The organism is Mesorhizobium sp. P2_D1 (assembly GCF_056404455.1).
In genome coordinates, this window is record NZ_JBFUDZ010000007.1 from 136,076 (window position 1) to 161,662 (window position 25,587).

The following is a 25,587-nucleotide window of genomic DNA, read 5'->3' on the forward strand; positions in this document are numbered from 1 at the left end:
TTCCCCTTTCTGTTTGTTTGGTCGGGATGCTCGTCTTGTTGCGGCTTTCCGGGCTTGGGCTCAGGTTCGTTCCTTCAGGCTTTGCCGCACGGCCGACGCCAATGCGGCCATTGAGGTGAAGTGGTAGTCCGGGGCGGTGAAGCGCTCCGGCTCGATCGTGCCGCCATAGCCCTTCTGGGCGTGCCGGCGTTCGATCCAGCAGTTGGTCAGGCCAAGTGTCCGGGATATGCCGATGTCGTGATACTGGCTCTGCGCGACGTGCAGGATGTCGTCCTTGCGGTCACCCCGGGAGGCGACGAAATCAACGACCTTCTGGAAGAACGCCGGATCCGGTTTCTCCGTTCTGGTATCGTCGGCGGTAAAGGTGGCGAAGAAGGGCGATCCCAACTGCTTCTCGAAATGATTGAGCGCCCAGCGCCGGGCATTGGTCATGGCAATCAGCTTGTGTGACTTCGCAAGCTCGGCCAATGCCGCCGCGCTGTCKGGAAAGCCTTGCCAGGTGCTGGCGGAGTCCCGCAGGCGGACGCCGTATTTCTCCTCGGCCGGCAGGCCGAGCCGCGCCGCGATGACCATGTAGACACGGACGAGATCGTCAGGGAACAGCCCTGCATCGGGCATGTAGCGGGCCTGCCGGTACAGGGCCAGCGCGGCTTCGCCATCGATGGAAACGCCAGCGTCACCGGCAATCCCGGCCAGGCAGGTGGTAATGCCGCCTTCGAAGTCGATCAGCGTGCCGACGACGTCGAAGGTCATGTATTTGAATTCGCTAAAGCCCCTGGCCAAGACTGGCTCTCCTCTGCGCGCGGCCGAATGTCATGGTGTTGAACAGAACAAAATTCCGTGCTGTCCGGGGCGTCGGCCTTTTCAAAAGCTCGGAAATTCGGGCCTTCTGGCCTTGTCTTAAGGACAGTCTGGCACTTCCCCCGCGCTGGATTCGCCGAAAAGGCGTGAGGGGGCGGCACAAAATTGCGAAATCGTCTGCCCCGGCGCTATTTCGAAACACGCGGTATTCGTCGCCCGTCATGCCAGGGCCTGGCGGACATCAGCATCGTCCAATGTTTGGTCGAGCGTCCGGCGCGTGCGCTCGATGATAGCATCGATGTCGTCGTCGGTGCAGCAGAGCGGGGGAGCGTAGCCGATAACCCCATTCGCAAAGGCACGGATGATGAGACCGTTGTCCCACGCCCTGTCGAAGACGCGCCGCGCCGGCATGGCCGATGCGGGAAGCGGTGTCTTCCTCCTTTTGTCGACCACCAGTTCGATCGCGGCAAGCATGCCGCGACCACGCACGTCGCCCACCAGCGGGTGGTCTCTCAGGCCCTCCAGCCCCGCCATCAGGCGAGCGCCGGCCTTGATGCCGTTCTCCAGCAGGCCGTCTTCGTAGAGCTTCAACACCTCGAGCGCGACGGCGGCGCTGACGGGATGGGCGGAATAGGTATAGCCGTGGCCGACCGCAGAAGCGCCCGCGCCATCGGCGATGACGTTGTAGACATGATCGGCCATGAATACGGCGCCCATTGGAACATAGCCCGAGGTCAGCCCCTTCGCGGTCGTCATCAAGTCGGGAACGATGTCCTCGTCCGTGCAGGCGAAGAGAGGGCCCGTGCGGCCGAAGCCGGTGATCACCTCGTCGGCGATGAACAGGATGCCGTACTCCCGGCAGAGTTCGCGCATCGCCTTAATCCAGCCCTTCGGCGGGACGATCACACCACCCGACCCCTGGATCGGCTCGGCATAGAAGGCAGCGACCCGCTCCGGTCCGAGCTCCTCGATCTTGGCCTTCAGCGCGGCGAGCGATGCGGCGGTGATCGCGCTCGCGTCCTCGCCTACCGGGTTGCGATAGGGGTAGGGCGAGGGGATCTTGTGTTGCCATTCGAAGGGAATGCCGAAACCGGCGTGAAAGGCGGGCAGAGCGGTCAGGCCCGCGCCGACCACCGACGATCCGTGATAGCCTTGCTCGATGGAAATAAACTGGTCGCGTTTCGGCTCGCCCCTGGCATTCCAATAGTAGCGAACGAAACGGATCGTGCTGTCGACCGCGTCAGACCCGCCGAGCGTGAAATAGACGTGATTGAGGTCGCCTGGCGCGCGCTCGGCCAGCTCCGAGGCGAGGCGGATGGCCGGCTCCGAGCCGAGGTCGAAATAGGCAGTGGCGTAGGGAAGCTCGCGCATCTGCCTTGCCGCCGCCTCGACGATGCTGTCGTGGCCGTAGCCGGCATTGACGCACCACAGTCCGGCGAAACCGTCGACAAGTTGCCGGCCGGATGCATCGGTCACGGTCGCCCCCTTCGCCGATTTCAGCACGCGCACGCCGAGGGCCTCATGGCCACGGTATGAGGAGACCGGATGGATGAGATGGGCGCGGTCGAGTTCGATCAGGGAATTGGCGAGCATTGTTTTCCTCCGCGCTAGCCGAGCGCCTGGTTGGCGAGGGCGTAAACTTTTGGCCTGGTCTGTTCCGCGCCCGTCTTGGGCGGACGGTCCATGGCGACGCCGCCGCCGGCATGGGCGAGGCCGATGTCTTCGAGCCAGCCGGCAATGCCGGTCCGGCTGTCGGTATCCACACGCAGAAAGGCGCCGGGGCGCGGCGCGGCGAAGAAGCTGATCAGGGCCCTGGCGTGCGCGGCACTTCCCGCGATGACCGGACCAATCACCTCGCCGCGTCCAAACGGGCGAATCGCGGCATAGGCTTCGATGGCGCCGCTGCGGCGGATAACCGCGAGTTGGCCGTGCTCGGCCAGCGCATCGATCAGGGCTTCGCGGTCGGCGCTATAGGCGTCGCGGTCCAGCGCTTTGATGTCCGACAGATCGTCGATGCGTGCGGCTTCCACGCCGTCGGGCGCGACGAGCTGTGCTACCGTGCCCTGATGCTGCAGGATCGTGCCGGAGGGCACAAAGCCCAGTTTCTGATAGAGAGGCATGCCGTCAGTCGTCGCGACGAGCCGCAGCGGACGGTCGCCGGCGAGGGCGAGAGCCTGGTCCATAAGCCGGCGCCCGAGCCCCTTGCCACGCACGTTCCTGTCGACGATCACCATGTTGATCATGGCGCAATCCGCGCCGTAGGGCGTTACCAGGATGGTTCCGGTGACACGGCCCTCGTCGTCGAGCGCGACCGCGCCGCTTGAGAGCTGCAGCGCCATCTGCCAGTCCTGGGGGCGATGCGGCCACTTCTCCTGGCGAGAAAGCGCTACCGCTCCCTCGATATGGTCCGGCCCGAAGTCCTGGATTTCGATCTCGCCCTGCGGCATGAGGTGTCCCTATCGTCTGAGGCCAAGTCTCGGCCATCAGCGCGCCGCAGATCATCTGAAGGCTTCGGCTTCGACAGTATCTTTCGCCGTAGCGCGAGGCGTGCGCCGCATCTTGTGCTGGCACCCTCCACGGCGGACTTGCTTCACATCTCGCACGGCGCCGCTTCGGCACGGCAGATGCTACAGCGTGCCAAACCGGATGGTGGATACGGAACTTTCTGCTTTCGGGAGGGCGATTTCGGTCAGGTGGGCCGCCACCAGCCGTCCTATGATGAAATACATCCCAGCGCGGATGTGCTTCCACCGGAGATCAACGGACATGGCTTCCTTCAGGCCCAAATACATCACCTTCGACTGCTACGGCACGTTGACCCATTTCCAGATGGCGGAAGCGGCGCGAGACCTCTACGGCAGCCGGCTCGACGAACCGCGCATGCAGGAGTTCATCAAGAACTTCGCGGCGTATCGGCTCGACGAGATCATGGGCGACTGGCAGCCCTATGCCGACGTCGTTCACAACGCGCTCGAGCGCTCCTGCAAGCGCAATGGCGTCGCCTTCAGCGCCGACGACGCCAGGATGGTCTATCAGCGTGTCCCGACCTGGGGACCGCACGCGGACGTCCCGGCCGGCCTGGCGAAGGTGGCCAAGGAGATTCCGCTGGTCATCCTGTCCAACGCCATGAACGCGCAGATCATGTCCAATGTCGAAAAGCTAGGCGCGCCGTTCCATGCCGTCTACACGGCCGAGCAGGCACAGGCCTACAAGCCTCGCTTCCAAGCCTTCGAATACATGCTCGATATGCTGGGCTGCGGCCCGGAGGATATTCTTCACTGTTCGTCTTCGTTCCGCTACGACCTGATGTCGGCGCACGATCTCGGCATCAAGAACAAGGTCTGGGTCAACCGTGGCCACGAACCGGCCAACCCGTACTATGGCTATGTCGAGATATCAGACATTTCGGGTCTTCCAGGCGTGGTCGGTCTCTGAAATAGGCGGATTGCCGATGAAATTTGTCTCCTACTGGCACGACACGGCCCCTGTCTTTTCCGGCGGGGCGCAAGGCCCGGTCGAGGGGCACTACGATGCCGCCATCATCGGCGGCGGCTTCACCGGTCTCGCCGCAGCGCGCCAACTGGCGAAGGCTGGCGCCAAGGTGGCCGTGCTGGAGGCGGAGCGGGTGGGCTGGGGCGCATCCGGTCGCAATGGCGGGCACTTGAACAACGGCCTCGCCCACAGCTATCTCTCGGCCAAAGCGGAGCTCGGCAAGGAACGCGCAATCGCGCTCTACCGGGCGCTCGACGACTCTGTCGATACCATTGAGGCGCTGGTCGCCGAAGAGGGCATCGACTGCAATTTCCGCCGCGCCGGCAAGCTGAAGCTCGCCTCCAAGCCGCAGCATTTCGAAGCGATTGCCCGCAACTTCGAAGCCCTCCATGCCGAAGTCGATCCGGATACGGAGCTGCTGTCGACGGCCGATCTCAAGTCCGAGATTGGCTCGCCCTTCCACGGCGCGATGCTGTCGAAGAAGAGCGCCATGATGCATATGGGCCGCTATGTGGCAGGCTTGGCCACGGCCGCCGCCCGCCACGGTGCGGTGATCCACGAGAACGCGGCGGTGACCGACCGCAAGCAGGCCGGCAACAGGCATGAGCTGACAACCTCCCGCGGGCGGATCAGCGCCGACAATGTGCTGGTGGCGACCGGCGCTTACACGACGCCGAATTTCGGCTATTTCCGCCGCAGGATCATCTCCGTCGGCAGCTTCATCATCGCTACAAGGCCGTTGAGCGACGCCGAGATCGCTGCGACCATGCCCGGCAACCGGACATGCGTGACATCGATGAACATAGGCAACTACTTCCGGCTTTCGCCGGACAGGCGCCTGATCTTCGGCGGTCGCGCACGCTTCTCGGCGACATCGGACCAGCGCTCCGATGCCAGGAGCGGACAGATATTGCAGGCAGGCCTTGCGGCGATCTTCCCGCAACTGGCCAAGGTCGAGATCGACTATTGCTGGGGCGGGCTGGTCGACATGACCAAGGACCGTTTTCCGCGGGCCGGCTACCATGACGGTGTCTGGTACGCGATGGGCTATTCGGGCCACGGCGCGCAGCTTTCCACCCATCTCGGCATGATCCTGGCTGATGCCATGCTCGGCCGCGAAGACCGCAATCCGATGAAGGGGCTCGAGTGGCCTTCCATTCCCGGCTATTCCGGCAAGCCCTGGTTCCTGCCGATGGTCGGCCTCTACTACAAGGCGCTCGACCGAATTCAGTGATCGTCGATCCGGCCCGGTCGGGCTTCAGCCAATTGCCTCAGCTGAGCCCGCCCATGTGGAAGCTCTTCATCTCGAGATATTCCTCGATACCGGCCTGCGCCCCCTCGCGGCCGAGGCCTGACTGCTTGACGCCGCCGAAGGGGGCCACTTCCATCGAGACCGAGCCGGTGTTGAGTCCCACCATGCCGAACTCTAGCGCCTCGCCAACGCGCCAGGCGCGTTTCAGGTTCTCTGTGTAAAAGTACGAGGCAAGCCCGTAGGGCGTGCCGTTGGCGAGCGCGATCGCTTCCTCTTCCGTCTCGAACCGGAAAAGCGGCGCGACCGGGCCGAACGTTTCCTCGCCGGCGAGCTGCATGTCTTTCGTGGCGCCGGTCAGCACCAGCGGCGCGACATATTGAGGACCCTCCGGCAGCGCCGGCTTCTCGCTGATGATCACAGCACCTTTGGCGATCGCGTCGTCGACATGGCGGTTGATCTTCTCGACCGCCGCCATGTTGATCATCGGTCCGATGGTGACGCCAGGCTGCGTGCCGGGCCCCACCGTCATGGCGTTGACGCGGGCGGAAAGCTTCGCGGCGAAGGTTTCGTAGACAGTGGCCTGGACGAGAATGCGGTTGGCGCAGACGCAGGTCTGGCCGCCGTTGCGGAACTTCGAGACAAGCGCGCCCTCGACGGCGAGATCGAGATCGGCGTCGTCAAAGACGATGAGAGGCGCGTTGCCGCCGAGTTCGAGACTGAGCCGCTTAACGCTGTCCGCTGCCCCGCGCATCAGCAGCGAACCGACCCGCGTCGAGCCGGTGAAGGAGATCTTGCGAACGGTCTCGTTCGCCATGATCTCGTTGCCGATCTCGGCCGGCATGCCGGTGACGATGTTGATGACGCCCGCGGGAATGCCCGCCCGTTCGGCCAGCACGCCAAGCGCCAGCGCGGAATAGGGCGTGAACTCTGACGGCTTGATGACCACCGTGCAGCCGGCGGCCAGCGCCGGCGCGACCTTGCGGGTGATCATCGCATTGGGAAAATTCCACGGCGTGATGATGCCGCATACCCCGACCGGCTCCTTCAGCACGATGATGCGCCGGTCGGATGTCGGTGAGGGGACGGTGTGGCCGTTGATGCGGCGTGCCTCCTCCGCGAACCATTTGACGAACGACGCGCCGTAACGGATCTCGCCCTTGGCCTCGTCCAGCGGCTTGCCCTGTTCCGTCGTCAGGATCAGCGCGAGATCGTCCAGATGCGCGAGCATCAGGCCATGCCAGGCTTCCAGCAGGGAAGCGCGCTCGGCGTTGGTCTTCTTCTTCCAGTTCCCATAAGCGGTAGCCGCGGCCTCCACGGCCGCGCGGGTCTCCGGACCGGCCATGTCGGGCACAGTGCCGATCGCTGCCTGGGTCGAAGGATCGACGACATCGACCGTCCTGCCGGAGCCGGAAGCGACCCATTGGCCGCCAATCAGACCGGCTTCGCGGAAGAGACTTTTGTCTTTCAGGTTTTTCATCGAAAACGACCTTGCAATCAGGGGAATGCCGCGACGATGGCGGCCGTGATGGTTTCCGTGGTGTCCTTGCCGGCAGTTGTTCCAACACCTCGCGCGGTCGTCGCCTCGATCGCCTTCATCACGCGGCTGGCCGCGGCCTTTTCGCCCAGATGGTCGAGCATCATTGCGCCGGACCAGATGGTGGCGATCGGATTGGCGATGCCGAGATGGGCGATGTCGGGCGCGGAGCCGTGCACCGGCTCGAACATGGATGGCGCCGAGCGATCGGGGTTGATGTTAGCGGAGGCCGCGTAGCCGAGCCCGCCCTGGATCGCTGCGCCGATATCGGTCAGGATGTCGCCGAAGAGGTTGGAGGCGACGACCACGTCGAGGCTCTCCGGCGCCATGATCATGCGCGCGGCGAGCGCGTCTACATGATAGCTGGTCACTTCGACGTCGGAGTACTCGGCGGCCAGCTTGCGGGTAATCTCGTCCCAGAACACCATCGAATATTTCTGCGCGTTGGATTTGGTGACGGAGGCGAGCTTGCCGCGCCGCGCCCGCGCCTGCTCGAAGCCGAAGCGCAGGATGCGCTCGACGCCGGCACGGGTGAAGATCGAGGTCTCCACCGCGACCTCGTCCGCAGTGCCTTGATGCACGCGCCCGCCGGCGCCCGAATATTCGCCTTCGGTGTTCTCGCGGATGCACAGCATGTCGAAGTTTTCCGCCCGCAGTGGTCCGGTGACGCCCGGCAGCAGGCGGTGCGGCCGGATGTTGGCGTACTGCACGAATGCCTTGCGGATCGGCAGCAGCAGGCCGTGCAGCGAAACGGAATCCGGCACCTCCGCCGGCCAGCCGACCGCGCCGAGAAGGATGGCGTCGAAGCCGCGCAAGGTCTCGATGCCGTCCTCGGGCATCATGCAGCCCGTCTGCTTGAAGAAGCGGCAGGACCAGGGCAACTCGGTTCTCGCTAAGGCAAAGCCAAAGTTTCTGGCCGCCGTTTCCAGCACCGTCCAAGCGGCGGCGGTCACATCGCGGCCGATGCCGTCACCAGGGATCAGGGCGATCGAGTAGGTCGTCATCGGCACCACTTCAAAGGCTGATCAGGACACTCTTGGTCCTGCGGTTGGCGAGATAGGCCTCACGGCCAAGATCCTTGCCGATGCCGGACCGCTTGTAGCCCCCGGTTGGCAGGATATGGTCGCGCGAGCGGCTGTAGCGGTTGACCCAGACGGTGCCCGCTTCGAGCTTGCGCGCGAAGCGGATGGTGCGGGACAGGTCGGAGGTGAACAGGCCGGATGCCAGTCCGTAGATCGGGTGACTGGACAGCGCCAGCGCCTCGTCCTCGGTCTCGAAGGTCTGGACGGTCAGGACCGGACCGAAGATCTCCTCGACGATCGCTGGATTGGCCTGGTCGACATCTGTGATCAGCGTCGGCTCGTAGAAATAGCCGAGGCTGTCCATCGCGGCGCCGCCGGTCAGGCATTGGCCGCCGGCTTCGACCGCGGCCCGCACGATGCCGTCGACACGCGCCCGCTGCCGTTCCGAGATAACAGGCGAATACTGCGTCGCCTCGTCCCAGGTCGGGTCGGGCCGCACAGCCTTCATCTTCTCCAGGATCGTGGCCGTCAGCCTGTCGGCCACGCTCTTCTCGACGATCAGGCGCGTGCCGGCCACACAGGCCTGACCGGCATTGAAGGTGACGCTGCCGGCGATCGCCGTCGCTGCCTTCTCCAGATCGGCATCGGCAAAGACGATCTGCGGGCTCTTGCCGCCGAGTTCCAGCGTCATCGGCTTGACGCCGGTGCGAGCGACGTTTTCCATGATGGCCGAACCGGCGCGGGTCGAGCCGGTGAAGCTGACCTTGGCGATCTCGGGATGGCCGGTCAGCGCCGTTCCAGTCGTCGGGCCGTCTCCCAGGACTACGTTGATGAGCCCTGCCGGTAAGCCTGCCCTCACGGCGAGTTGTGCCATGTAGACTGCGGAAAAGGGCGTCATTTCCGACGGCTTCAGCACGACCGCATTGCCCGCGGCCAGTGCCGGACCGAGCTTCCAGCCAGCCATCGAGATGGGGAAGTTCCACGGCGTGATCGCGCCGACCACGCCATAGGGCTCGCTCATGATCATGCCGAGACTGGCGTCGTCGGTCGGCACCAGCTCGCTGCCTTCCTTGTCGGCGAATTCGGCAAAGAAGCGGATCTGCTCGGCGGTTATGGCAATGTCGCCGGCGACGAGCTGGCCGACGGGCCGCGTCGAGCACAGCGCCTCGATTTTTGCCAGCGTTTCGGCTTCCGCCTCGATCAGGTCGGCCCAGGCCTGGAGCGCCCTGGTGCGCTCGCGCGGCCGAACGCCGCCCCAGTTGCTGGTCTTCAGCGCCGCCTTGGCGCCCGCTACCGCCCGGTCGACCATTTCGACGCCGGCCACGGGGCTAAGGGCGTATGCCTTGCCATCCGACGGGCGGCGCATCTCGATCGCACCCTCGGCCGCGATCAGCTCCCCGTCGATAAAATGGCCGACGGGAAGGGAGACGGTATTCGGGTCGAAGCTCAGGCCCATAGGCGCTCACTCTCAGATGTTCTGGAGGAGCCTAGCCCGCGCAACAGCGCAGCATGCACCGTTCGAAGATCGGTCGCGGATGATTGTTGCGTGCTGGCGATGAGGGACGGCAAAATCTGTTGCGGCGGCGCCGGCTCGCGCAGACCCACTACCCTACCGTGACGTAGATCTTGCGCACCGTTTCGATGGTCTTCCAGACACCGGTGAAGCCGGGCTTCATCACGAAGCTGTCGCCGGCGCGGTAGGTCACCGTCTCGCCGGCGTCGGGCGTGATCTCGATCACGCCGGAAAGGATGTGGCAGAATTCGAAAGTCTCGCCCTTGATCGAGCGCGTCTCTCCCGGCGTCGCTTCCCAGACGCCGGTATGGACGAGATCGTCCTTGGCGGCGTCCTGCGCCCAGGTCTTGAAGGCGGGGTCGCCGGCTATCAGCCGTTCGGGCAACGCCTTGGACTGGCGTGGTGGGAAAGATGGGGCGGTGTCGACGGTCTTGAGCAGGGACAAGTGATGGCCTTTCAGGTTGGATTTCAATAGCCGCGCGACCGGTCGACGAGCCCGATGGGATCGATCCCGGCGCGGTGGCGTCGGATGCTTTCGATGACGGCGCGTGCGGCGCTCGCGGGCTGGGTGACGCTGGCGACATGCGGGGTCAGCATGATCTTCTGATGCGACCAGAAGGGATGGCCTGCGGGCAGCGGTTCGGGATCGGTGACGTCGATCATCGCCGCCGAGAGTTGGCCGCTGTCGAGCGCAGAGACAAGCGCTTCATGATCGAGCTGTGGCCCGCGTCCCGTGTGGACGAGCGCCGCGCCTTTTGGCAGCCTCGCAAACAGGTCGGCATCGAGGAAACCGTGCGTGTCCTCGGTTAGCGGCAGCAGGCAAACCAGTATGTCGCTGGCCACCAGCGTCCGCTCCAACCCGAGCCCGCCGTGGTGACAGGTCACGCCGTCAATCTGCCGTGGCGAGCGGCTCCAGCCGGCGAGCGGGAAACCGAAGGGCTTCAGCCGGTCGAGGACGGCCTGGCCGAGTTGCCCGAGGCCAAGCACGCCGATCCGGCGCGACCCGGCCTGCAACTGTGGGATGTCACGCCATTCGCCGGCGCGTTGCTGTGCCAGATAGGCGGGCAGGTTGCGATGCAGGGCGAGCACGGCCAGCGTCACATACTCCTGCATCATGCGCACGATGCCTTCCTCGACCGTGCGCACGATCTTCACCTGTTCCGGTAAGGTATCGAGGCGGAACTGGTCTACGCCGGCGCCAATGGAGAACAGGATCTCCAGGTTCCTGTAGCGCGCGAGGTCTTCTGGCGCGGTCCAGGTAATGAGATAGCGTACGGAGCCAGGATCGACTGTTGCGGCATCCATCGTGAAGGGGACGTCCGGCAGTTCCTCGGCGAAGGCATCGGCGAAGATCGCTCCGCGCCGCGCATCGGAATTGAACAGGAATGTCATTCCGGTTCCCCTTCAAGCCGCGCAGCGGGCGCCCAGCGCCTCGATCAATCGCTGGCAGGCGGCGAGCTCGCTGGTAAGAATGTACTCATCCGGCTTGTGGGCGCGATCGATGTCGCCGGGGCCGCAGATGATCGCATCGACCCCGGCAGCCTGGTAAAGTCCGGCCTCCGTGCCGTAGCTGACGGCAGCAAGCGGCGCTTCGCCGGTCAGCTCGGCTAACAGTGCCGCCAGAGCCGCGTCCTGCGGCAGCGACAGCGCCGGATAGGCGCTTATCGGCGTCCACTCGACCCGAAAGCCTTCGGCCGCAAGGGCCTCGGCTCGCGCCTTGACCGGCGTGAGCAGGCTGGCCGGGTCGACGCCAGGAATGGCGCGCGCCTCAAGGTCCAGCGTGCAGGTGCCGGGAATGATGTTGACCGACTGTCCGCCCGCCACCACGCCCGCTTGCAGCGAGGAGTAGGGCGGCTCGAAGGCAGGGTCGAACGGACCGTTCGCCAGCCGCTCGGCTTCGCTCACGGCCGTGCTCAGCGCACCGGCCATGGCGTGGATGGCGTTGAGGCCGAGATCGGGCCGCGAGGAATGGCCTGAGCGCCCGTTGATCGTCACGCGGCCGGCCGCCTTGCCCTTGTGGCCGCGCACGGCGCGCATGCCGCTCGGCTCGCCGACGATGACACCGAGCGGCTTTGCGCAAAGTTCGGGGAGGCGGGCGATCAAATGCGGCACGCCGCGGCATCCGACCTCCTCGTCATAGGAGAAGGCGAGGTGGATTGGCCTGGCAAGGCGCAGTCTCGCCAGCACAGGCACGGCCGCGAGCACTGCAGCCAGAAACCCCTTCATGTCAGTTGTGCCGCGTCCGTAGAGTCGCGTGCCTTCTCGGCGCAGCGCGAAAGGAGCCGAACTCCATTGCGGCTCGCCGGCGGGGACGACGTCCATGTGGCCGGACAGGATGTAGCCCGGGACATTGGCGGGGCCGATCGTCGCGAACAGATTGGAACGGTCGCCTTCTGGCCCTGGGAGCACCGTGACCTGCGCCCCGTGCTCTGCGAGATGGGCCTCTATCCAGCCGGCGATATCACCGTTCGGCTTGCCGGCGACCGATGGAAAGGCGACGAGACGGTCGAGGATGTCGAAGACGTCCATTCCAGCCCTCAAAGCATTTCAGGTTCACCGGGATCGATACCCTCGACCATACGCTGCTAGATTTCCGGAGAGGATGTGCGCGTTCTTTCGCGATTGCGTGCCGAAAGCGGAAATGTTTCAGTTGAATCTAGCGTTGGTGCGCGGCTTTCGAGCAAATCGTACCGGTCTGCTTGTTTAGCGTTGGTAGGGGCAGAGGGTGGCCATCGGTGCGTCGCCCTCTGGTACGATAATCTTGCAGGGGCATGGAATTGAAGCCGTCCGGAAGCTTGAAAATCGATACCTTCTCGATGCGCGTCGGCGCCATCGAAAGCGTCGAACTGGATCGCTTGCACGCACTCTCGCTCTCCGTGGGATGGCCGCATCGCGCCGAGGACTGGCAATTCCTGCGCGGATCGGGACAGGGGTTCGTGGCGCTTGACGAGATCGGCCGGGTCCTCGGCTCGGCCATGTGGTTCGCGCATGGCGCCGGTTTCGCGACCGTGGGCATGGTCATCACCTCGCCGCGGCTCCAGACCCTGGGGGCGGGGCAATGGCTGATGAAGCGGGTCTTCGACAAGGTCGTCGGCCGTGATCTGCGCCTCAATGCAACGCGCGCGGCAAGGCGGCTCTATCTCTCGCTCGACTTCCAGCCGGAGAAGACCGTTTATCAATGCCAGGGCATCGCCCGCGTGCCGACGACGGGTTGGCCGGCAAATATTCGAGGTGATGTCCGGACTTTGGACGCAAGGGATATTCCCGCCGCGATCGCGCTCGACGCGGCAGCATTTGGCGTAAGGCGGACGGCGCTCGTCGAACAGCTTTTCGCCCACTCGGCCGGCTATGGTCTTTTCAAGAATGGCAGGCTGAACGCATTCGCGCTCTGTCGGCCGTTCGGGCGGGGCCATGTCGTGGGGCCGGTTGTGGCGGAAAGCGACGCGGATGCCGTGGCGATCGTGCGGCCGCACGTGGCCGACCATTCGGGGGCCTTCCTGCGCATAGACACCCACATGGACAAAGGCGAGTTCGCCGCCTTTCTGTCGCACAGCGGAATGCCGGTTTTCGACACGGTTCTCACCATGTCGATGGGCAAACGCCTCGCCGATTTTGCCGTCGGCGGCGCATCTGCGCCGGTGACCTATGGCCTCGCCAGTCAAACTCTCGGGTAGTTTAATCCAGGGCGCGGGCCGGCGCGGCGGTTCACGCCGGCACAATCGCGGCGCTAGCTGGGAGAACCGACATCGAGGCGAGACGGCTTTTTTGCAACCATGCTGGACCAAACGCAGCAGACCAAACTGGAAGTGTTACAGCCTTCCAAATTGCTTAAGGGGGCGTGGATCAATAGGGGTCATAGAATTAGCCGAGTTTCGATGGTGAAGCGTCGCTTTGAGTGTACTGGTTGGAGCCGGCTAGCGACCCCAGATGACGGCATTCTCGTGCCGCTTGATGATGTGCTTCAGATTCTCGAAGGCGGTCGCGACGTGGCCCGCGAAGCGCTCTGCCGCTGGAGAGCGTGGCCCGCTAACGCGGCGCAGGATGCCGAGTGAGCGGCTGGGCTGGGGGATTTCATAGGGGAGCACGGTCACCCGGTTCTCCTTGCGCTGCGCGAAGACCACGGAGAATGGCAGCACGGCCAGCGCATCGGTTTCGGCAAGGAAGTTGATCACGCTCATCAGTGAGCCACCTGAATAGCGAACGTTCAGGTCCGACATGCCGATGCTCATCAGGATCATCTGCAGGTCCGACATCAGCGGAGAGCCGGGCAGGGGGGCCACCCAGGGAAAACTGGTCAGGTCGTGCGCCCTGAGGCGTCGATTTCGCAGCAGCGGATGGTCGGGCCGGCAAGCCACGACGTTGCGTCCGGGCAGGATTTCGGTGAACTCGAAGCCGGGTCCGAGGTCAAGCACACCGATCGGCACGATCCCGAGGTCGATCTGGTTGCTCTCCAGCGCCGCGACCATTTCGGGTAGGTTCATATAGCTTTGCTGAACGGTGACCTCGGGTTCGAGTTTCTGAAATTCTCCGATCATCCTGCTGATCATCGCATCCATGAAGAAAGGCACGCCGCCGACACGGACCACACCCTTCGTGCCCTTCATGAAGCCCTGCACCGCATCGGACGCCTTACGGGAGGCGGTGATGATCGTGCGGCCTTGCGCCGCTAATTGGAAGCCGAGCGGTGTCGCTTGCAACGGCCGACGGCCCTTGAGGAAGAGGGGCTCGCCGACCCGGGCCTCCAGCATGGCCAGCGATCGGCTGACCGCAGGCTGGGTCAGGCCCAGCATTGCGGCTCCTTCCGAAACGCCGCCGGCATCCAGCACCGCGGCGAGCTGCATGAGGTGGCGCTCGTTCAGCTTCATAGCAAAACGCTATACAAGGGACGTCACATCTCATCAAGCACAGCGTCAGGCCATGCTATCCCGTTTGGCAAGGGGAAGGGAGGCCCCGGCGGAATGGACGGCCAGCACGACCCTCAGAGGGATGTTCCCCCCAAGGCGATCTCGACGCAGGCCGAGGAATTCTCGCGGCGCCTGGCAGCAATGGGCCAGTCCCGCCTGGCGGCGGCGGCGCAGGCTGCCGTGGATGGTTTGCACGCGCTGATCGTGGAGTTGCGACCCTCCGGCGAGGAATTCCGGCTGGCGATCGATTTTCTCACCGAGGTTGGCCATTACGCCGATGCACGGCGCCAGGAATGGGTGCTGTTCGCCGATGTCCTGGGCGTGTCCTCGCTGATCGAGGATCAAAACAGCCCGCGCCCCGCCGGGGCGACTCCCAACACTCTTGCCGGACCCTTCTACCGGGCCGACGTGCCGGAGATGCCGCTCGGCGGGAATATTTCGCGCGACCATAAAGGCGAGCCGCTGGAGGTTACGGGCCGGATCGTCGCGCTCGACGGCGAGGGGATCGGCAATGCGATGGTCGAGATCTGGCAGGCCAACGCCGAGGGTCTCTATGAGAACCAGGAACCGGACAGGCAGCCGGAATTCAATCTGCGCGGACGGTTCCGTACCGATCCGCAGGGGCGGTTCCGCTTCATGACGGTGAAGCCAAAGGGTTACACGCTGCCGTCGGACGGACCAGTCGGTCAATTGATGTCAGCGCTTGGCCTTGGCCTCGAGCGACCGGCCCATATCCATTTTCGCGTCTCGGCAGAAGGCTTCCAGACGCTGACGACCCACGTCTTCGACCGGTCGGACCCTGCGATCGGCCGGGATGCCATCTTCGGGGTCAAACCCGAACTCATGGCCGAGTTCCGCGCGCTGCCGCCCAATGGAGGAAAGCGGGAGCACTCACTCGACCTAAACCTCGTGCTCTGTCCGCAGCGGCGGGGCGAAACCGCACCCTCTGGGAGGAGATGACCGATGGCCCGTATCAGCGGCTACCACCATTTGACGCTGTCGACCGACGGCGCTCAGGAAGATTTCGATTTCTATACGAAGGCACTGGGCCTGCACTCGGTGAAGCGCACCGTCTTGTTCGACGGCGTCATCCCCGTCTATCACCTCTACTACGGCTCGCCCGACGGCGATGCCTCGACGATCATCACCACTTTTCCGTTCCGCAAGCCAGGCGTCTATGGTCGCCGCGGCACCAACCAGTCACGCACCATCATGCAGTCGATCCCCAAGGGCGCTGCGGATTTTTGGGTGGAGCGGTTGAACGCGCGCGGCATCGAGGCCATCAAGATCACGCGTTTCGGTGCCGACCGTGCGGCATTCGCACATCCCTGCGGCATCTCGCATGAGCTGGTGGAAAGCGACAGCGATCCGCGCGCGCCCATCACCAACGAGGCGCAGGGCATCGGCAAGGCCCACGGCATCAAGGGCATATACGGCGCCGTCGTGGCGGTGATGGATCGCACCGCAATGGACGACTTCCTGACCGTCGCCTTGCCGCTCGAGAAGGAGGCGGACAATCACGAGGGGCTCGTGTTCCGTGTGCCGGACGCGACCGGCGTCAATCAGCGGGTTGAGGTGATCGTCGATCGCGACAGCGCACAGGGCACCTGGACGCTGGCGGGCGGGACGATCCACCACCTCGCCCTCAACACGGGCGACGAAGAGAACCAGTTGAAGTTGCGTGCTCATATCGAAGGCCTCGGCTTCACCGATATCTCGGAGCAGAAGGACCGCAACTATTTCAAGTCCTGCTATGTCCGCTCGCCCGGTGGCGCGCTATTCGAACTTGCCTGGACCACGCCGGAAGGCTGGGCCAAGGACGAACCTCCGGGCCAGATCGGCAAGACGCTGGTCTTCCCACCGTGGTTCAAGGACCGCGAGGGCGAATTGCAGGCTGGTCTGGAACAGGCGGATTTCGCGTGAGTTCAGGCAGCGGTCCACTCCGGCTCGGGCCAAAGGGCGCGGAAGCGAAGGCGATTTGCGTCTTCGTCCACGGCCGCGGCCAATCGCCGGAGGAGATGCAGTCCCATGTGCTGTCGCGGCTTTCCGCGCCGGCCGTGGCATTCGTCCTGCCGCGCGCGCCGCTCGGCGTGTGGTGGGAGGCGCGCGCCGTCGACCCGTTGACGCCGGTCGCCCGCGCGCACCTTTCCGGCGCGCTCGATCACCTAGCCGCCGCCGTGGTGGCGGCGCGGGCGGAATTGCCCGGACTGCCGCTCCTCCTGGCGGGCTTTTCGCAAGGGGCATGCCTGTCGATCGAATATCTCTGTGCCGGGCTGCCGCCGCCGGACGCGCTTGCGGCCTTCACGGGCTGCCGCGTCGGTGTTCCAGCGGACGGGCGCTCCGAAGCCGTGCCGGCGGGCGTGCCGGTCTATCTTTCCGGCAGCGACTCCGATCCCTGGATTCCGGTCTCGGCCTTCGCCGATACGGCGCAGTCGCTGGGCCGCGGTGGCGCGAGCCTGCGGGCCGATCTGTTTCCCGGCCGGAGCCATGAGGTTTCGGATGCCGAGATTGCGATGCTGGGCACCATGATTGCCGACCTGGAGGCCGGCCGGGGCACACGCATGGGGGCGGCGCGATGATGGACAGTTTTACCTTTCCCGGGCTGACGACGCGGGTGATCTTCGGCGCCGGCACGATGGCCCGCGCTGAGGAGGAGGTGCGGCGGCTCGGCCATGACAAGGCACTGGTGCTGTCGACGCCACATCAGAAGGCCGATGCGGAAAAGCTGGCTGAAAGCCTTGGCGGCCTCGCCGCCGGGGTCTTTGCCGGCGCGGTCATGCATACCCCCGTCGAGGTCACGGAAAAGGCCGTCGACGCCTTCCGCGCCAGCGGCGCCACGGCGGTCGTCAGCCTCGGCGGCGGCTCGACCACCGGGCTCGGCAAGGCCATTGCCGTGCGCACCGGCGCCGATCAGGTGGTGATCCCGACCACCTATGCCGGCTCGGAAATGACCGACATCCTCGGCGAGACGGCGGCCGGCGAGAAGACCACCCGCCGCTCGCCGGACATCCGTCCCGAGACGGTGATCTACGACGTCAATCTGACACTGAGCCTTCCGGTTGGTCTCACCGTCACCTCGGCGATGAATGCGATCGCCCACGCCATGGAGACCTTCTACGCCCCCGACCGCAACCCGGTGATCGTGCTGATGTGCAGGGATGCCATGGTTGCCTTCCGGGAGGGCATTCCGCGGCTGATCGACGACCCGCAGGATCGCGCCGCGCGGACACAGGCGCTCTATGCGGCCTGGTGCTGCTCGACCGCGCTCGGCTATGTCTCGATGGCGCTGCATCACAAGCTGGCGCATGTCTTCGGCGGCTCGTTCGACACGCCGCATGCTGAAACCCACGCCATCCTGCTGCCCTACACGACCGCCTTCAACGAAGCGGCGGTGCCCGATCTGCTGCGGCCGATGGCCGAAGCATTCGGTGGTGGCTCGGCGGGCGGCGGACTCTGGGATTTCGCGCGCTCCGTCGGCTCTCCGCTGAGCCTGAAGGAGATCGGCATCAACGAAGCCGATCTCGACCGCGCGGCGGCGATCGCGGTGAAGAACGCCTATGCGAATCCGAGGCCAATCGACCCGGGCTCAATAAGGGAACTCCTCCAGGCGGCGTTTGAGGGACGCCGTCCGGGGGGCTGAAAAGAGGCAAGAGGGAGGAAGAGCAAATGATTACGAGACGGAGCTTACTGAAAGCGTCGGCGGCGACAGGTCTTGCGCTTGCCGGTTCTCGGCTGGCGACCCCGGCGCTCGCGCAGGGCGCCAAGATTCGCCTGGGCTATGTTTCGCCGCAGACGGGGCCGCTCGCCGGCTTCGCCGAAAGCGATGCCTACAACATCAAGGCCTTCCTCGCGTCCGAGGCGGGCAAGAATTTCGACGTCATCGTCAAGGACAGCCAGTCGAACCCCAATCGCGCAGCCGAAGTGGCGAAGAGCCTGATCGTCGACGACGAGATCAACCTGATGCTGGTCGGCTCGACGCCCGAGAGCACCAACCCGGTCGCCACCACCTGCGAGGCGGAGGGCGTGCCGGTCATCTCGACCATGGCGCCGTGGCAACCCTGGTTCATTGGCCAACAGGGCAACCCCGCCGATCCGTCATCGTGGAAGCCTTTCAAGTTCGCTTATCATTATTTCTGGGGCCTTGAAGACATCATCACCGTCTACACCGGCATGTGGAAGCAGCTTTCCACCAACGGCAAGGTGGCCGGGCTGTTCCCCAACGATGCCGACGGCAATGCCTGGGGCGATCCGAAGAACGGGTTGAAGCCCGGCCTCGATGCCGCCGGCTTCGACCTCAGCGATCCCGGTCGCTATCAGAACCTCTCGGACGATTTCACCGCGCAGGTCAACGCCTTCAAGGCGGCGAATGCCGAGATTGTCACCGGCGTGGTCATCCCGCCCGACTTCACGACCTTCTGGAACCAGGCCCGCCAGCAAGGCTTCAAGCCCAAGGCGGTGACGGTGGCCAAGGCGATCCTCTTCCCGCAATCGGTCGAGACGCTCGGCGACGCTGGCCACAACCTCTCGTCCGAGGTCTGGTGGTCGGCCTCGCATCCGTTCAAATCGTCGGTGACGGGCCAGAGTTCGGCGGACCTCGCGGCGGATTTCACCGCCAAGACCGGACGTCCCTGGACCCAGCCGATCGGCTTTGTCCATTCGCTGTTCGAGGTGGCGGCCAATGTCATGGGCCGCGTTTCGGATCCGACGAATGCCGAGGCGATCGCGGCGGCCGTAGCGGCCACCGACATGACGACCGTGGTCGGCAAGGTGGCCTGGAGCGGTGCGGGGCTGCCGCCTTTCGCGGCAAAGAACGTCTGCAAGACGCCGCTCGTCGGCGGCCAGTGGCGCAAGAAGGCAAGCGGCGGCTTCGATCTGGTGATCGTCGAAAACGCCACCGCGTCCGAGATCCCCACCGCCGGCAAGATGGAAGCCCTGGCCTGACGCTGCCGAGGGAGGCGGATGCCGCCGCCCTCGTTCGGCGCGACCCGAGGATGACTGTGATGATACTCAGGCTGGAAAACGTCTCGAAATCCTTCGGCGCCCTGAAGGTTGCGGATTGCGTGACCTTCACGGTGCCGCGCGGCGAGGCCTTGGGCATCATCGGCCCGAACGGCGCCGGGAAGTCGACGCTGTTCAACCTGATCACCGGCAATCTGCTCGCGGATGGGGGCCGTATCGAATTCCTCAGCCGCGACGTGACCCGCGCTCCTGCTATGGAACGGGTGCGCATGGGCGTCGGCCGCAGCTTCCAGATCCCGCAGCCCTTCGAGGGGCTGAGCGTGTTCGAGAACCTCTTGACCGCCGCCGCTTTCGGCCGGGGCGGCCGCGAGGCCGAGATGGTCGACGATTGCGCAGGTATCCTCGAAGAGACCGAACTTCTCGGGAAGGCCAATGTCCTGGCCGGATCGCTGAGCCTTCTCGACCGCAAGCGCCTGGAGCTCGCCCGCGCCTTGGCGACGGGACCCGAACTGCTGCTTCTGGACGAGATCGCGGGCGGACTGACCGAGGGCGAATGCAAGGCGCTGGTCGCGACGATCAAGGCCATCCACGCCAAGGGAACCACGATCATCTGGATCGAGCATGTCCTGCATGCTTTGACGTCGGTGGTCGAGCGGCTTCTCGTGCTGGATTTCGGGCGCGTGATCGGGATCGACGCGCCGGATGCAATCATGGCCTCCCAGCAGGTTCGCGAAATCTATCTGGGGCTCGAGGTCTGATGCTGCTGGAGACGCGCGCCCTCACAGCGAATTATGCCCAGCTCCGGGCGCTGTTCGGCGTGGATATCACCGTCGCGGCGGGCGAGTGCGTGGCGATCATCGGCGCCAACGGCGCCGGAAAGTCCACGCTGATGCGTTCGATCACGGGCGCGATCCGCAACGAGGCCGCCATGGTTCTGCACCGGGGCGAGCCCATCGGCGCGCTGTCCTCGGCCGAGATCATGAAGCGCGGCATCGCCATGGTGCCGGAAGGGCGCCGGCTCTTTGCCTCGCTGAGCGTCGAGGAAAACCTGCTGATCGGCGGGCAGGCGCGCAAGGCGCCGGGGCCGTGGAGCCTGGAGGCGGTCTACGACCTCTTCCCGATCCTGCGCGAGCGGCGCAAAAACCCCGGCACGGCGCTCTCGGGCGGCCAGCAGCAGATGGTCGCGATCGGCCGGGCGCTGATGTCCAATCCCGAATTGCTGCTCTGCGACGAGATCAGCCTCGGCCTAGCGCCCGTCGTCATCCGCGACATCTACGCAGCACTTCCCAAGGTCCGCGAAGGTGGCGCCGCGATCGTGCTGGTGGAGCAGGATATCGGCAAGGCGCTGGCGGTGGCCGACCGTGTCTATTGCATGATGGAGGGCCGCGTCACGTTGATGGCCGAGGCGGCCGAGGTCACCCGCGAAGAAATCCATTCCGCCTATTTCGGGGTGGCGGCATGACGAGGCAGCCCGGACTCTGCATGCCCGCGCAATTTTCCCGCCGCCTGATAACGGGCGCGCGGCGATGATCTGGCTGGACACCCTCGTGCAGGGGATTTTGCTGGGCGGGCTCTATGCGCTGTTCGCGGCCGGACTGAGCCTCGTCTTCGGAATCATGCGGCTGGTAAACCTCGCCCATGGCGACCTTATCGTCTTTGCCGCCTATCTGGTGCTGATGGGCGTCACACTGCTTGGCCTGTCGCCCTGGGTCGCCGCCCTGATCGCCATGCCGGTGATGTTCGCGCTTGGCTGGCTGCTGCAGGCCGCTGTGCTGAACCGGGTGCTTGGCAAGGATATCCTGCCGCCGCTTCTCGTCACGTTCGGCCTTTCGGTCGCTCTGCAGAATGGGCTGCTCGAGGCTTTTTCCGCCGACAGCCGGCGCATTCCGGCAGGCGCGCTGGAGGGGGCATCTCTGGATCTCGGGCTGGTCACGGTGGGGGTGATGCCGCTGATGACCTTTGCGTCCGCGATCCTCGCCATCGTGGCCTTGAACGGGCTCTTCTATCACACCGCCCTCGGTCGTGCCTTCCGCGCCACTTCGGACGACGCCGTGACGGCGGGCCTGATGGGGATCGAGCCGAAGCGGGTGTTCGCCATGGCCACCGGGATTGCGATGGTCGTGGTGACGCTGGCGGCGCTCTATCTCGGCATGCGGGCGAACTTCGATCCCTCGATCGGGCCGGCGCGGCTGATCTATGCCTTCGAGGCGGTGATCATCGGCGGCCTGGGCAGCCTGTGGGGAACGCTTGCGGGCGGGATCATCATCGGCGTGGCCCAGACGGCCGGCGCGGCGGTGAATCCGGAATGGCAGATCCTGGCGGGCCACATCGCCTTTCTGGCCGTGATGCTGCTCAAGCCGCGGGGCCTGTTCCCGCGGGCAGTGGATTGAGGGCGGCATGTATCGGCTGACAACCCGCACCCGCGCCGGAACCGCCACGGAGATCGCCGTGATCGTTCTCGTCGTGGCCGGGCTCGCTTTGCCCGCCGTGACCTCGCGCGGTGTCATACAGGATCTGTTCTTCATTCTCACCATGCTGACGCTGGCGCAGATCTGGAATCTGCTGGCGGGTTACGGCGGTCTCGTCTCGGTGGGCCAGCAGGCCTTCGTCGGCATCGGCGCCTATGCGATGTTCGCGGGCGTGATCCTGCTGGGCTGGAACCCGGTTGCCGCGATCCCGCTGGGCGGCCTTGCGGCGCTGGCTCTGGCCGTTCCCACGGCCTTCTTCGCCTTCCGCCTGCAGGGCGCCTATTTCGCCATCGGCACCTGGGTGATCGCCGAAGTGACGCGGCTGCTGATCGCGCAATGGAAGGCGCTCGGCGGCGGCACCGGCACCTCGCTGCCACGCGAGGCAACGAGCAACATCATGGGCACGGATGCGATCCGGACGCTGTTCGGCGTGCGCGAGGCGGCCGCGCGCGACATTCTCGCCTATTGGCTGGCCCTAGTGCTGGTCGTGGCCGTCACCGGCTGCATCTACTGGCTGCTGCGCAGTCGCCTCGGGCTGGCGCTGGCGGCCGTGCGCGACAATGTCGAGGCGGCCCAATCGGTAGGCGTCGATGTCGGGCGGCTCAAATGGGCGGTGTTTCTGATCGCCGCGGCCGCCACCGGACTGACCGGCGCGCTGATCTTCGTGCAGACGGCCCGCATCTCGCCGGAGGCGGCCTTCGCCGTCACCGACTGGACGGCCTACGTCATCTTCATCGTCGTTATCGGCGGCATCGGCACCCTCGAGGGACCCATCGTCGGGGTGCTGGTCTTCTTTGCGCTGCGTTCGGCGCTGGCCGACTACGGCAGCTGGTACCTGATGACACTCGGCCTCGCCGCCATCGCGGTGATGCTGTTCGCACCGAAGGGGCTGTGGGGGCTGATTTCGGCCCGCACCGGCCTGCACCTGTTTCCGGTCCGCCGCAGGCTGGCCGGTCCGAAGATCGAGGGAGGAAATTGATGGCGGATATCGAAACCGACGTGCTGATCGTGGGCACGGGCCCGGCCGGCTCGGCCACGGCGGCACTTCTATCCAGCTCCGGCGTGGCCAACATGGTCGTGAACCGCTACCGCTGGCTGTCGAATACGCCGCGTGCCCACATCACCAACCAGCGCACCATGGAGGTGCTGCGCGACCTCGGGCCGGAGGTCGAGGCCGAGGCCGAAATGCACGCCTCGCCGCAGGAGCTGATGGGCGAGAACGTGTTCTGCGAAAGTCTGGCCGGCGAAGAACTCGGCCGAATGAAAAGCTGGGGCACGGACCCGCTCTCCAAGGCCGAACATCTCCAGTCGTCGCCGTCCTTTATGAACGATCTGCCCCAGACCTTCATGGAGCCGATCCTGTTCAAGACGGCGTGCGCGCGCGGCACGCAGGCGCGCATGAGCACCGAATATGTCAGCCATGTCCAGGATGCGGACGGCGTCACCACGACCTGCCGCGACCGGCTGTCGGGCAGGGACTTCACCGTGCGGTCGAAATTCCTGGTCGGTGCCGATGGCGGCAACTCGCTGGTGGCCGAACATCTGGGCCTGCCTTTCGAGGGCAAGATGGGCGTCGGCGGGTCGATGAACATCCTGTTTCGGGCCGATCTTTCGAAATACGTCGCTCACCGGCCGAGCGTCCTCTACTGGGTCATGCAGCCCGGTGCGGATGTCGGGGGGATCGGCATGGGTCTCGTTCGCATGGTGCGGCCGTGGAATGAGTGGCTCATCGTCTGGGGCTACGACATCAACCAGCCGCCGCCCGATGTGACGCCGGAACTGGCCACCGGCGTCGCGCGCCAGCTGGTCGGAGATCCCGAGCTCGAGATCGAGCTCCTGGGCGCCAACACCTGGACCGTCAACAACTGCTTCGCCACGCAGATGCGGAAGGGGCGGGTGTTCATCATGGGCGACGCCGCGCACCGGCATCCACCCTCGAACGGGCTTGGCTCCAACACGTCGATCCAGGACGGGTTCAACCTCGCCTGGAAACTCGCCAAGGTCGTCAAGGGGCAGGCGGGGATCGGGCTTCTGGACAGCTACTCGGCCGAGCGTGCGCCGATCGCGCGCCAGATCGTGACGCGCGCGAACCAGTCGATCGCCGAATTCGGCCCGATCTTCGAGGCGCTCGGCATGGATGGCGGCGTGGATCACGACAAGATCCAGCGGAACATGGAAGCCCGCGCCGACGCCACACAAGCCGCCGAAGCGCAACGAGAGGCGCTGCGCAAGGCCATCGCCTTCAAGAAATACGAGTTCGATGCCCATGGCGTCGAGATGAACCAGCGCTATGCGTCGGGCGCCGTGGTGGCCGACGGCCAGCGCGAGCCGGCCTTCGAGAAGGATCGCGAGCTGCACTATGCACCCACGACCTGGCCGGGCTCGCGCCTGCCGCATGTCTGGGTCTTCGAGCGCTCGGGCCGGAAGGTCTCGACACTCGACCTTTGCGGACATGGCGAGTTCACGCTGTTGAGCGGCATTGGCGGCGAGGCGTGGGTTGCCGCTGCCGAGACGGTGGGCGCGGAACTCGGTCTGCCGATCCGCACCCATGTGATCGGGCCGCGCCGCGCGATCGAGGACCATACCGGCGACTGGGCGCGCGCACGCGAGATCCGCGACGCGGGCTGCCTGGTGGTGCGCCCCGACCATCACGTCGCCTGGCGTTCCGAAACGCTGGCGGCCGATCCGGCGGCCGAGCTGCGCCGGGTCTTCAAATCCGTTCTGGCGCGCTGAGGAGGATCCCATGATCGACGAACACGAACACGGCTATTTCACTGAATCCAACTCGGCCGAAGTCGTCGTGGCGCGCAACAAGAACGCCAAGGACAAGCGGCTTGCTCAGGTCATGGAGGTCATCACCCGCAAGCTGCACGAGGCGGTGAAGGAGATCGAGCCGACGCAGGAGGAATGGTTCGACGCGATCATGTTCCTGACGCGGACGGGCCAGATCTGCAACGAGTGGCGGCAGGAGTACATCCTGCTGTCGGATGTCCTGGGCGTCTCGATGCTGGTCGATGCGATCAACAACCGCAAGCCGTCGGGCGCCTCGGAATCCACCGTGCTGGGGCCATTCCATGTCGCCGACGCGCCCGAACTGCCGATGGGCTCGAACATCTGCCTCGACCAGAAGGGCGAGCCGATGTTCGTGCACGGCCGCATCCTCGACACCGAAGGCAATCCGATCGCGGATGCCAAGATCGATGTCTGGCAGGCCAATGACGAGGGCTTCTACGACGTGCAGCAGAAGGGCCTCCAGCCCGACTTCAACCTGCGGGGCGTCTTCCGCACCGGTGCTGACGGACGTTACTGGTTCCGCGGCGCGAAGCCCAAATACTATCCGATCCCGGATGACGGGCCGGTCGGCAAGCTGCTCGGCGCGCTGGGACGCCACCCCTATCGGCCGGCGCATCTCCACTACATCGTCGAGGCCGAGGGCTTCGAGGCGCTGACCACGCACATCTTCGATCCGGACGACCCGTATATCGATACCGACGCCGTCTTCGGCGTGAAGCAGAGCCTGCTCGCCGAATTCCGCAAGGTCGACGATGCCGAAGCGGCGGCCAAGGCCAAGGTTGCCGCGTCGTTCTACGACGTTGAGTTCGATTTCGTGCTTTCGCGAAAGAAGAAGTGAACCGCCGCGCC

General features: G+C 65.2%; 25 protein-coding genes. 14 read left to right on the forward strand and 11 right to left on the reverse strand.

Annotated features, from left to right (window positions below; all coding sequences use genetic code 11):
• Nucleotides 1–60: 60 nt before the first annotated feature.
• From AC1D0I_RS08635 to AC1D0I_RS08650, 4 genes are all read right to left on the reverse strand, one after another.
• Nucleotides 61–753 carry an HAD-IA family hydrolase gene (locus AC1D0I_RS08635; protein WP_477394425.1) on the reverse strand — a complete coding sequence of 231 codons (693 nt, stop codon included), beginning with the start codon at nucleotides 751–753 and terminating at the stop codon, nucleotides 61–63.
• A 267-nt stretch (nucleotides 754–1,020) separates the two neighbouring features.
• Nucleotides 1,021–2,394 carry an aminotransferase class III-fold pyridoxal phosphate-dependent enzyme gene (locus AC1D0I_RS08640; RefSeq protein ID WP_477394365.1) on the reverse strand — a complete coding sequence of 458 codons (1,374 nt, stop codon included), beginning with the start codon at nucleotides 2,392–2,394 and terminating at the stop codon, nucleotides 1,021–1,023.
• 14 nt (nucleotides 2,395–2,408) lie between these two features.
• Nucleotides 2,409–3,248: a GNAT family N-acetyltransferase gene (locus AC1D0I_RS08645; protein WP_477394367.1), complete on the reverse strand. Its 840-nt coding sequence runs from the start codon at nucleotides 3,246–3,248 to the stop codon at nucleotides 2,409–2,411.
• Nucleotides 3,249–3,428: 180 nt separating this feature from the next.
• Complete coding sequence (locus AC1D0I_RS08650; RefSeq protein ID WP_167392327.1) at nucleotides 3,429–3,569, reverse strand: hypothetical protein; 141 nt, start codon at nucleotides 3,567–3,569, stop codon at nucleotides 3,429–3,431.
• On the opposite strand from AC1D0I_RS08650, the gene AC1D0I_RS08655 reads away from it, so the two are divergent.
• A complete protein-coding gene (locus AC1D0I_RS08655; protein WP_477394369.1) occupies nucleotides 3,568–4,236 on the forward strand; it encodes a haloacid dehalogenase type II in 669 nt (222 codons plus the stop codon). The genes AC1D0I_RS08650 and AC1D0I_RS08655 overlap by 2 nt on opposite strands.
• A gap of 16 nt (nucleotides 4,237–4,252) precedes the next feature.
• Nucleotides 4,253–5,527, forward strand: a complete 1,275-nt coding sequence (locus AC1D0I_RS08660; protein WP_477394370.1) for an NAD(P)/FAD-dependent oxidoreductase — start codon at nucleotides 4,253–4,255, stop codon at nucleotides 5,525–5,527.
• A 37-nt stretch (nucleotides 5,528–5,564) separates the two neighbouring features.
• On the opposite strand, the gene AC1D0I_RS08665 is transcribed toward AC1D0I_RS08660, so the two are convergent.
• From AC1D0I_RS08665 to argE, 6 genes are all read right to left on the reverse strand, one after another.
• Nucleotides 5,565–7,022: an NAD-dependent succinate-semialdehyde dehydrogenase gene (locus AC1D0I_RS08665; protein WP_477394372.1), complete on the reverse strand. Its 1,458-nt coding sequence runs from the start codon at nucleotides 7,020–7,022 to the stop codon at nucleotides 5,565–5,567.
• Between the two features lie 17 nt (nucleotides 7,023–7,039).
• Nucleotides 7,040–8,083 carry a tartrate dehydrogenase gene (locus tag AC1D0I_RS08670; RefSeq protein ID WP_477394373.1) on the reverse strand — a complete coding sequence of 348 codons (1,044 nt, stop codon included), beginning with the start codon at nucleotides 8,081–8,083 and terminating at the stop codon, nucleotides 7,040–7,042.
• A gap of 10 nt (nucleotides 8,084–8,093) precedes the next feature.
• Complete coding sequence (locus AC1D0I_RS08675; protein WP_477394375.1) at nucleotides 8,094–9,557, reverse strand: aldehyde dehydrogenase family protein; 1,464 nt, start codon at nucleotides 9,555–9,557, stop codon at nucleotides 8,094–8,096.
• A 148-nt stretch (nucleotides 9,558–9,705) separates the two neighbouring features.
• A complete protein-coding gene (locus AC1D0I_RS08680; RefSeq protein WP_477394376.1) occupies nucleotides 9,706–10,059 on the reverse strand; it encodes a cupin domain-containing protein in 354 nt (117 codons plus the stop codon).
• A 23-nt stretch (nucleotides 10,060–10,082) separates the two neighbouring features.
• Nucleotides 10,083–11,006, reverse strand: coding sequence for a 2-hydroxyacid dehydrogenase (locus tag AC1D0I_RS08685; protein ID WP_477394378.1), 924 nt, complete (start codon nucleotides 11,004–11,006; stop codon nucleotides 10,083–10,085).
• A gap of 12 nt (nucleotides 11,007–11,018) precedes the next feature.
• Nucleotides 11,019–12,143 (reverse strand): acetylornithine deacetylase, encoded by a 1,125-nt coding sequence (argE, locus tag AC1D0I_RS08690; protein WP_477394380.1) that lies wholly within the window; start codon nucleotides 12,141–12,143, stop codon nucleotides 11,019–11,021.
• A 242-nt stretch (nucleotides 12,144–12,385) separates the two neighbouring features.
• Between argE and AC1D0I_RS08695 the strand changes: the two genes are divergently transcribed.
• Nucleotides 12,386–13,288: a GNAT family N-acetyltransferase gene (locus tag AC1D0I_RS08695; RefSeq protein ID WP_477394382.1), complete on the forward strand. Its 903-nt coding sequence runs from the start codon at nucleotides 12,386–12,388 to the stop codon at nucleotides 13,286–13,288.
• 240 nt (nucleotides 13,289–13,528) lie between these two features.
• Here the strand turns inward: AC1D0I_RS08695 and AC1D0I_RS08700 are convergent, their stop codons facing one another.
• Nucleotides 13,529–14,479, reverse strand: a complete 951-nt coding sequence (locus AC1D0I_RS08700; protein ID WP_477394384.1) for a LysR family transcriptional regulator — start codon at nucleotides 14,477–14,479, stop codon at nucleotides 13,529–13,531.
• 93 nt (nucleotides 14,480–14,572) lie between these two features.
• Between AC1D0I_RS08700 and AC1D0I_RS08705 the strand changes: the two genes are divergently transcribed.
• The 11 genes from AC1D0I_RS08705 (at nucleotide 14,573) to AC1D0I_RS08755 (ending at nucleotide 25,576) form a co-directional block, all read left to right on the forward strand.
• A complete protein-coding gene (locus AC1D0I_RS08705; RefSeq protein ID WP_477394385.1) occupies nucleotides 14,573–15,478 on the forward strand; it encodes a dioxygenase family protein in 906 nt (301 codons plus the stop codon).
• Between the two features lie 3 nt (nucleotides 15,479–15,481).
• Nucleotides 15,482–16,441, forward strand: a complete 960-nt coding sequence (locus AC1D0I_RS08710) for a VOC family protein (protein ID WP_477394387.1) — start codon at nucleotides 15,482–15,484, stop codon at nucleotides 16,439–16,441.
• On the forward strand, nucleotides 16,438–17,097 hold the full coding sequence (locus tag AC1D0I_RS08715) for an alpha/beta hydrolase (RefSeq protein WP_477394389.1): 660 nt from the start codon (nucleotides 16,438–16,440) through the stop codon (nucleotides 17,095–17,097). Before AC1D0I_RS08710 ends, AC1D0I_RS08715 begins: the two co-directional genes overlap by 4 nt.
• Nucleotides 17,094–18,158 carry a maleylacetate reductase gene (locus tag AC1D0I_RS08720; protein WP_477394391.1) on the forward strand — a complete coding sequence of 355 codons (1,065 nt, stop codon included), beginning with the start codon at nucleotides 17,094–17,096 and terminating at the stop codon, nucleotides 18,156–18,158. Before AC1D0I_RS08715 ends, AC1D0I_RS08720 begins: the two co-directional genes overlap by 4 nt.
• A gap of 26 nt (nucleotides 18,159–18,184) precedes the next feature.
• Nucleotides 18,185–19,459: an ABC transporter substrate-binding protein gene (locus AC1D0I_RS08725; RefSeq protein WP_477394392.1), complete on the forward strand. Its 1,275-nt coding sequence runs from the start codon at nucleotides 18,185–18,187 to the stop codon at nucleotides 19,457–19,459.
• Between the two features lie 56 nt (nucleotides 19,460–19,515).
• Nucleotides 19,516–20,235, forward strand: a complete 720-nt coding sequence (locus tag AC1D0I_RS08730) for an ABC transporter ATP-binding protein (RefSeq protein ID WP_477394427.1) — start codon at nucleotides 19,516–19,518, stop codon at nucleotides 20,233–20,235.
• The gene (locus tag AC1D0I_RS08735) at nucleotides 20,232–20,939 is read left to right on the forward strand and encodes an ABC transporter ATP-binding protein (protein WP_477394429.1); all 708 of its coding nucleotides are present in this window, start codon (nucleotides 20,232–20,234) and stop codon (nucleotides 20,937–20,939) included. Before AC1D0I_RS08730 ends, AC1D0I_RS08735 begins: the two co-directional genes overlap by 4 nt.
• A gap of 64 nt (nucleotides 20,940–21,003) precedes the next feature.
• Nucleotides 21,004–21,867, forward strand: coding sequence for a branched-chain amino acid ABC transporter permease (locus AC1D0I_RS08740; RefSeq protein WP_477394394.1), 864 nt, complete (start codon nucleotides 21,004–21,006; stop codon nucleotides 21,865–21,867).
• A 7-nt stretch (nucleotides 21,868–21,874) separates the two neighbouring features.
• Entirely contained in the window at nucleotides 21,875–22,924 is a 1,050-nt protein-coding gene (locus AC1D0I_RS08745) for a branched-chain amino acid ABC transporter permease (protein ID WP_477394396.1), read from the forward strand.
• Entirely contained in the window at nucleotides 22,924–24,678 is a 1,755-nt protein-coding gene (locus AC1D0I_RS08750; protein WP_477394398.1) for an FAD-dependent oxidoreductase, read from the forward strand. Before AC1D0I_RS08745 ends, AC1D0I_RS08750 begins: the two co-directional genes overlap by 1 nt.
• A gap of 10 nt (nucleotides 24,679–24,688) precedes the next feature.
• Complete coding sequence (locus AC1D0I_RS08755; protein WP_477394400.1) at nucleotides 24,689–25,576, forward strand: intradiol ring-cleavage dioxygenase; 888 nt, start codon at nucleotides 24,689–24,691, stop codon at nucleotides 25,574–25,576.
• Nucleotides 25,577–25,587 lie beyond the last annotated feature (11 nt).

What these genes read in the sequence shown, in the direction of transcription:
- AC1D0I_RS08650 (WP_167392327.1), bottom strand. Translation starts at nt 3,569, where the DNA reads ATGTCCGTTGATCTCCGGTGGAAGCACATCCGCGCTGGGATGTATTTC.
- AC1D0I_RS08640 (WP_477394365.1), bottom strand. Translation starts at nt 2,394, where the DNA reads ATGCTCGCCAATTCCCTGATCGAACTCGACCGCGCCCATCTCATCCAT.
- AC1D0I_RS08660 (WP_477394370.1), top strand. Translation starts at nt 4,253, where the DNA reads ATGAAATTTGTCTCCTACTGGCACGACACGGCCCCTGTCTTTTCCGGC.
- AC1D0I_RS08645 (WP_477394367.1), bottom strand. Translation starts at nt 3,248, where the DNA reads ATGCCGCAGGGCGAGATCGAAATCCAGGACTTCGGGCCGGACCATATC.
- AC1D0I_RS08745 (WP_477394396.1), top strand. Translation starts at nt 21,875, where the DNA reads ATGTATCGGCTGACAACCCGCACCCGCGCCGGAACCGCCACGGAGATC.
- AC1D0I_RS08675 (WP_477394375.1), bottom strand. Translation starts at nt 9,557, where the DNA reads ATGGGCCTGAGCTTCGACCCGAATACCGTCTCCCTTCCCGTCGGCCAT.
- AC1D0I_RS08720 (WP_477394391.1), top strand. Translation starts at nt 17,094, where the DNA reads ATGATGGACAGTTTTACCTTTCCCGGGCTGACGACGCGGGTGATCTTC.
- AC1D0I_RS08700 (WP_477394384.1), bottom strand. Translation starts at nt 14,479, where the DNA reads ATGAAGCTGAACGAGCGCCACCTCATGCAGCTCGCCGCGGTGCTGGAT.
- AC1D0I_RS08725 (WP_477394392.1), top strand. Translation starts at nt 18,185, where the DNA reads ATGATTACGAGACGGAGCTTACTGAAAGCGTCGGCGGCGACAGGTCTT.
- AC1D0I_RS08655 (WP_477394369.1), top strand. Translation starts at nt 3,568, where the DNA reads ATGGCTTCCTTCAGGCCCAAATACATCACCTTCGACTGCTACGGCACG.
- AC1D0I_RS08750 (WP_477394398.1), top strand. Translation starts at nt 22,924, where the DNA reads ATGGCGGATATCGAAACCGACGTGCTGATCGTGGGCACGGGCCCGGCC.
- AC1D0I_RS08670 (WP_477394373.1), bottom strand. Translation starts at nt 8,083, where the DNA reads ATGACGACCTACTCGATCGCCCTGATCCCTGGTGACGGCATCGGCCGC.
- AC1D0I_RS08740 (WP_477394394.1), top strand. Translation starts at nt 21,004, where the DNA reads ATGATCTGGCTGGACACCCTCGTGCAGGGGATTTTGCTGGGCGGGCTC.
- AC1D0I_RS08685 (WP_477394378.1), bottom strand. Translation starts at nt 11,006, where the DNA reads ATGACATTCCTGTTCAATTCCGATGCGCGGCGCGGAGCGATCTTCGCC.
- AC1D0I_RS08710 (WP_477394387.1), top strand. Translation starts at nt 15,482, where the DNA reads ATGGCCCGTATCAGCGGCTACCACCATTTGACGCTGTCGACCGACGGC.
- AC1D0I_RS08665 (WP_477394372.1), bottom strand. Translation starts at nt 7,022, where the DNA reads ATGAAAAACCTGAAAGACAAAAGTCTCTTCCGCGAAGCCGGTCTGATT.
- AC1D0I_RS08705 (WP_477394385.1), top strand. Translation starts at nt 14,573, where the DNA reads ATGGACGGCCAGCACGACCCTCAGAGGGATGTTCCCCCCAAGGCGATC.
- AC1D0I_RS08755 (WP_477394400.1), top strand. Translation starts at nt 24,689, where the DNA reads ATGATCGACGAACACGAACACGGCTATTTCACTGAATCCAACTCGGCC.
- argE (WP_477394380.1), bottom strand. Translation starts at nt 12,143, where the DNA reads ATGGACGTCTTCGACATCCTCGACCGTCTCGTCGCCTTTCCATCGGTC.
- AC1D0I_RS08695 (WP_477394382.1), top strand. Translation starts at nt 12,386, where the DNA reads ATGGAATTGAAGCCGTCCGGAAGCTTGAAAATCGATACCTTCTCGATG.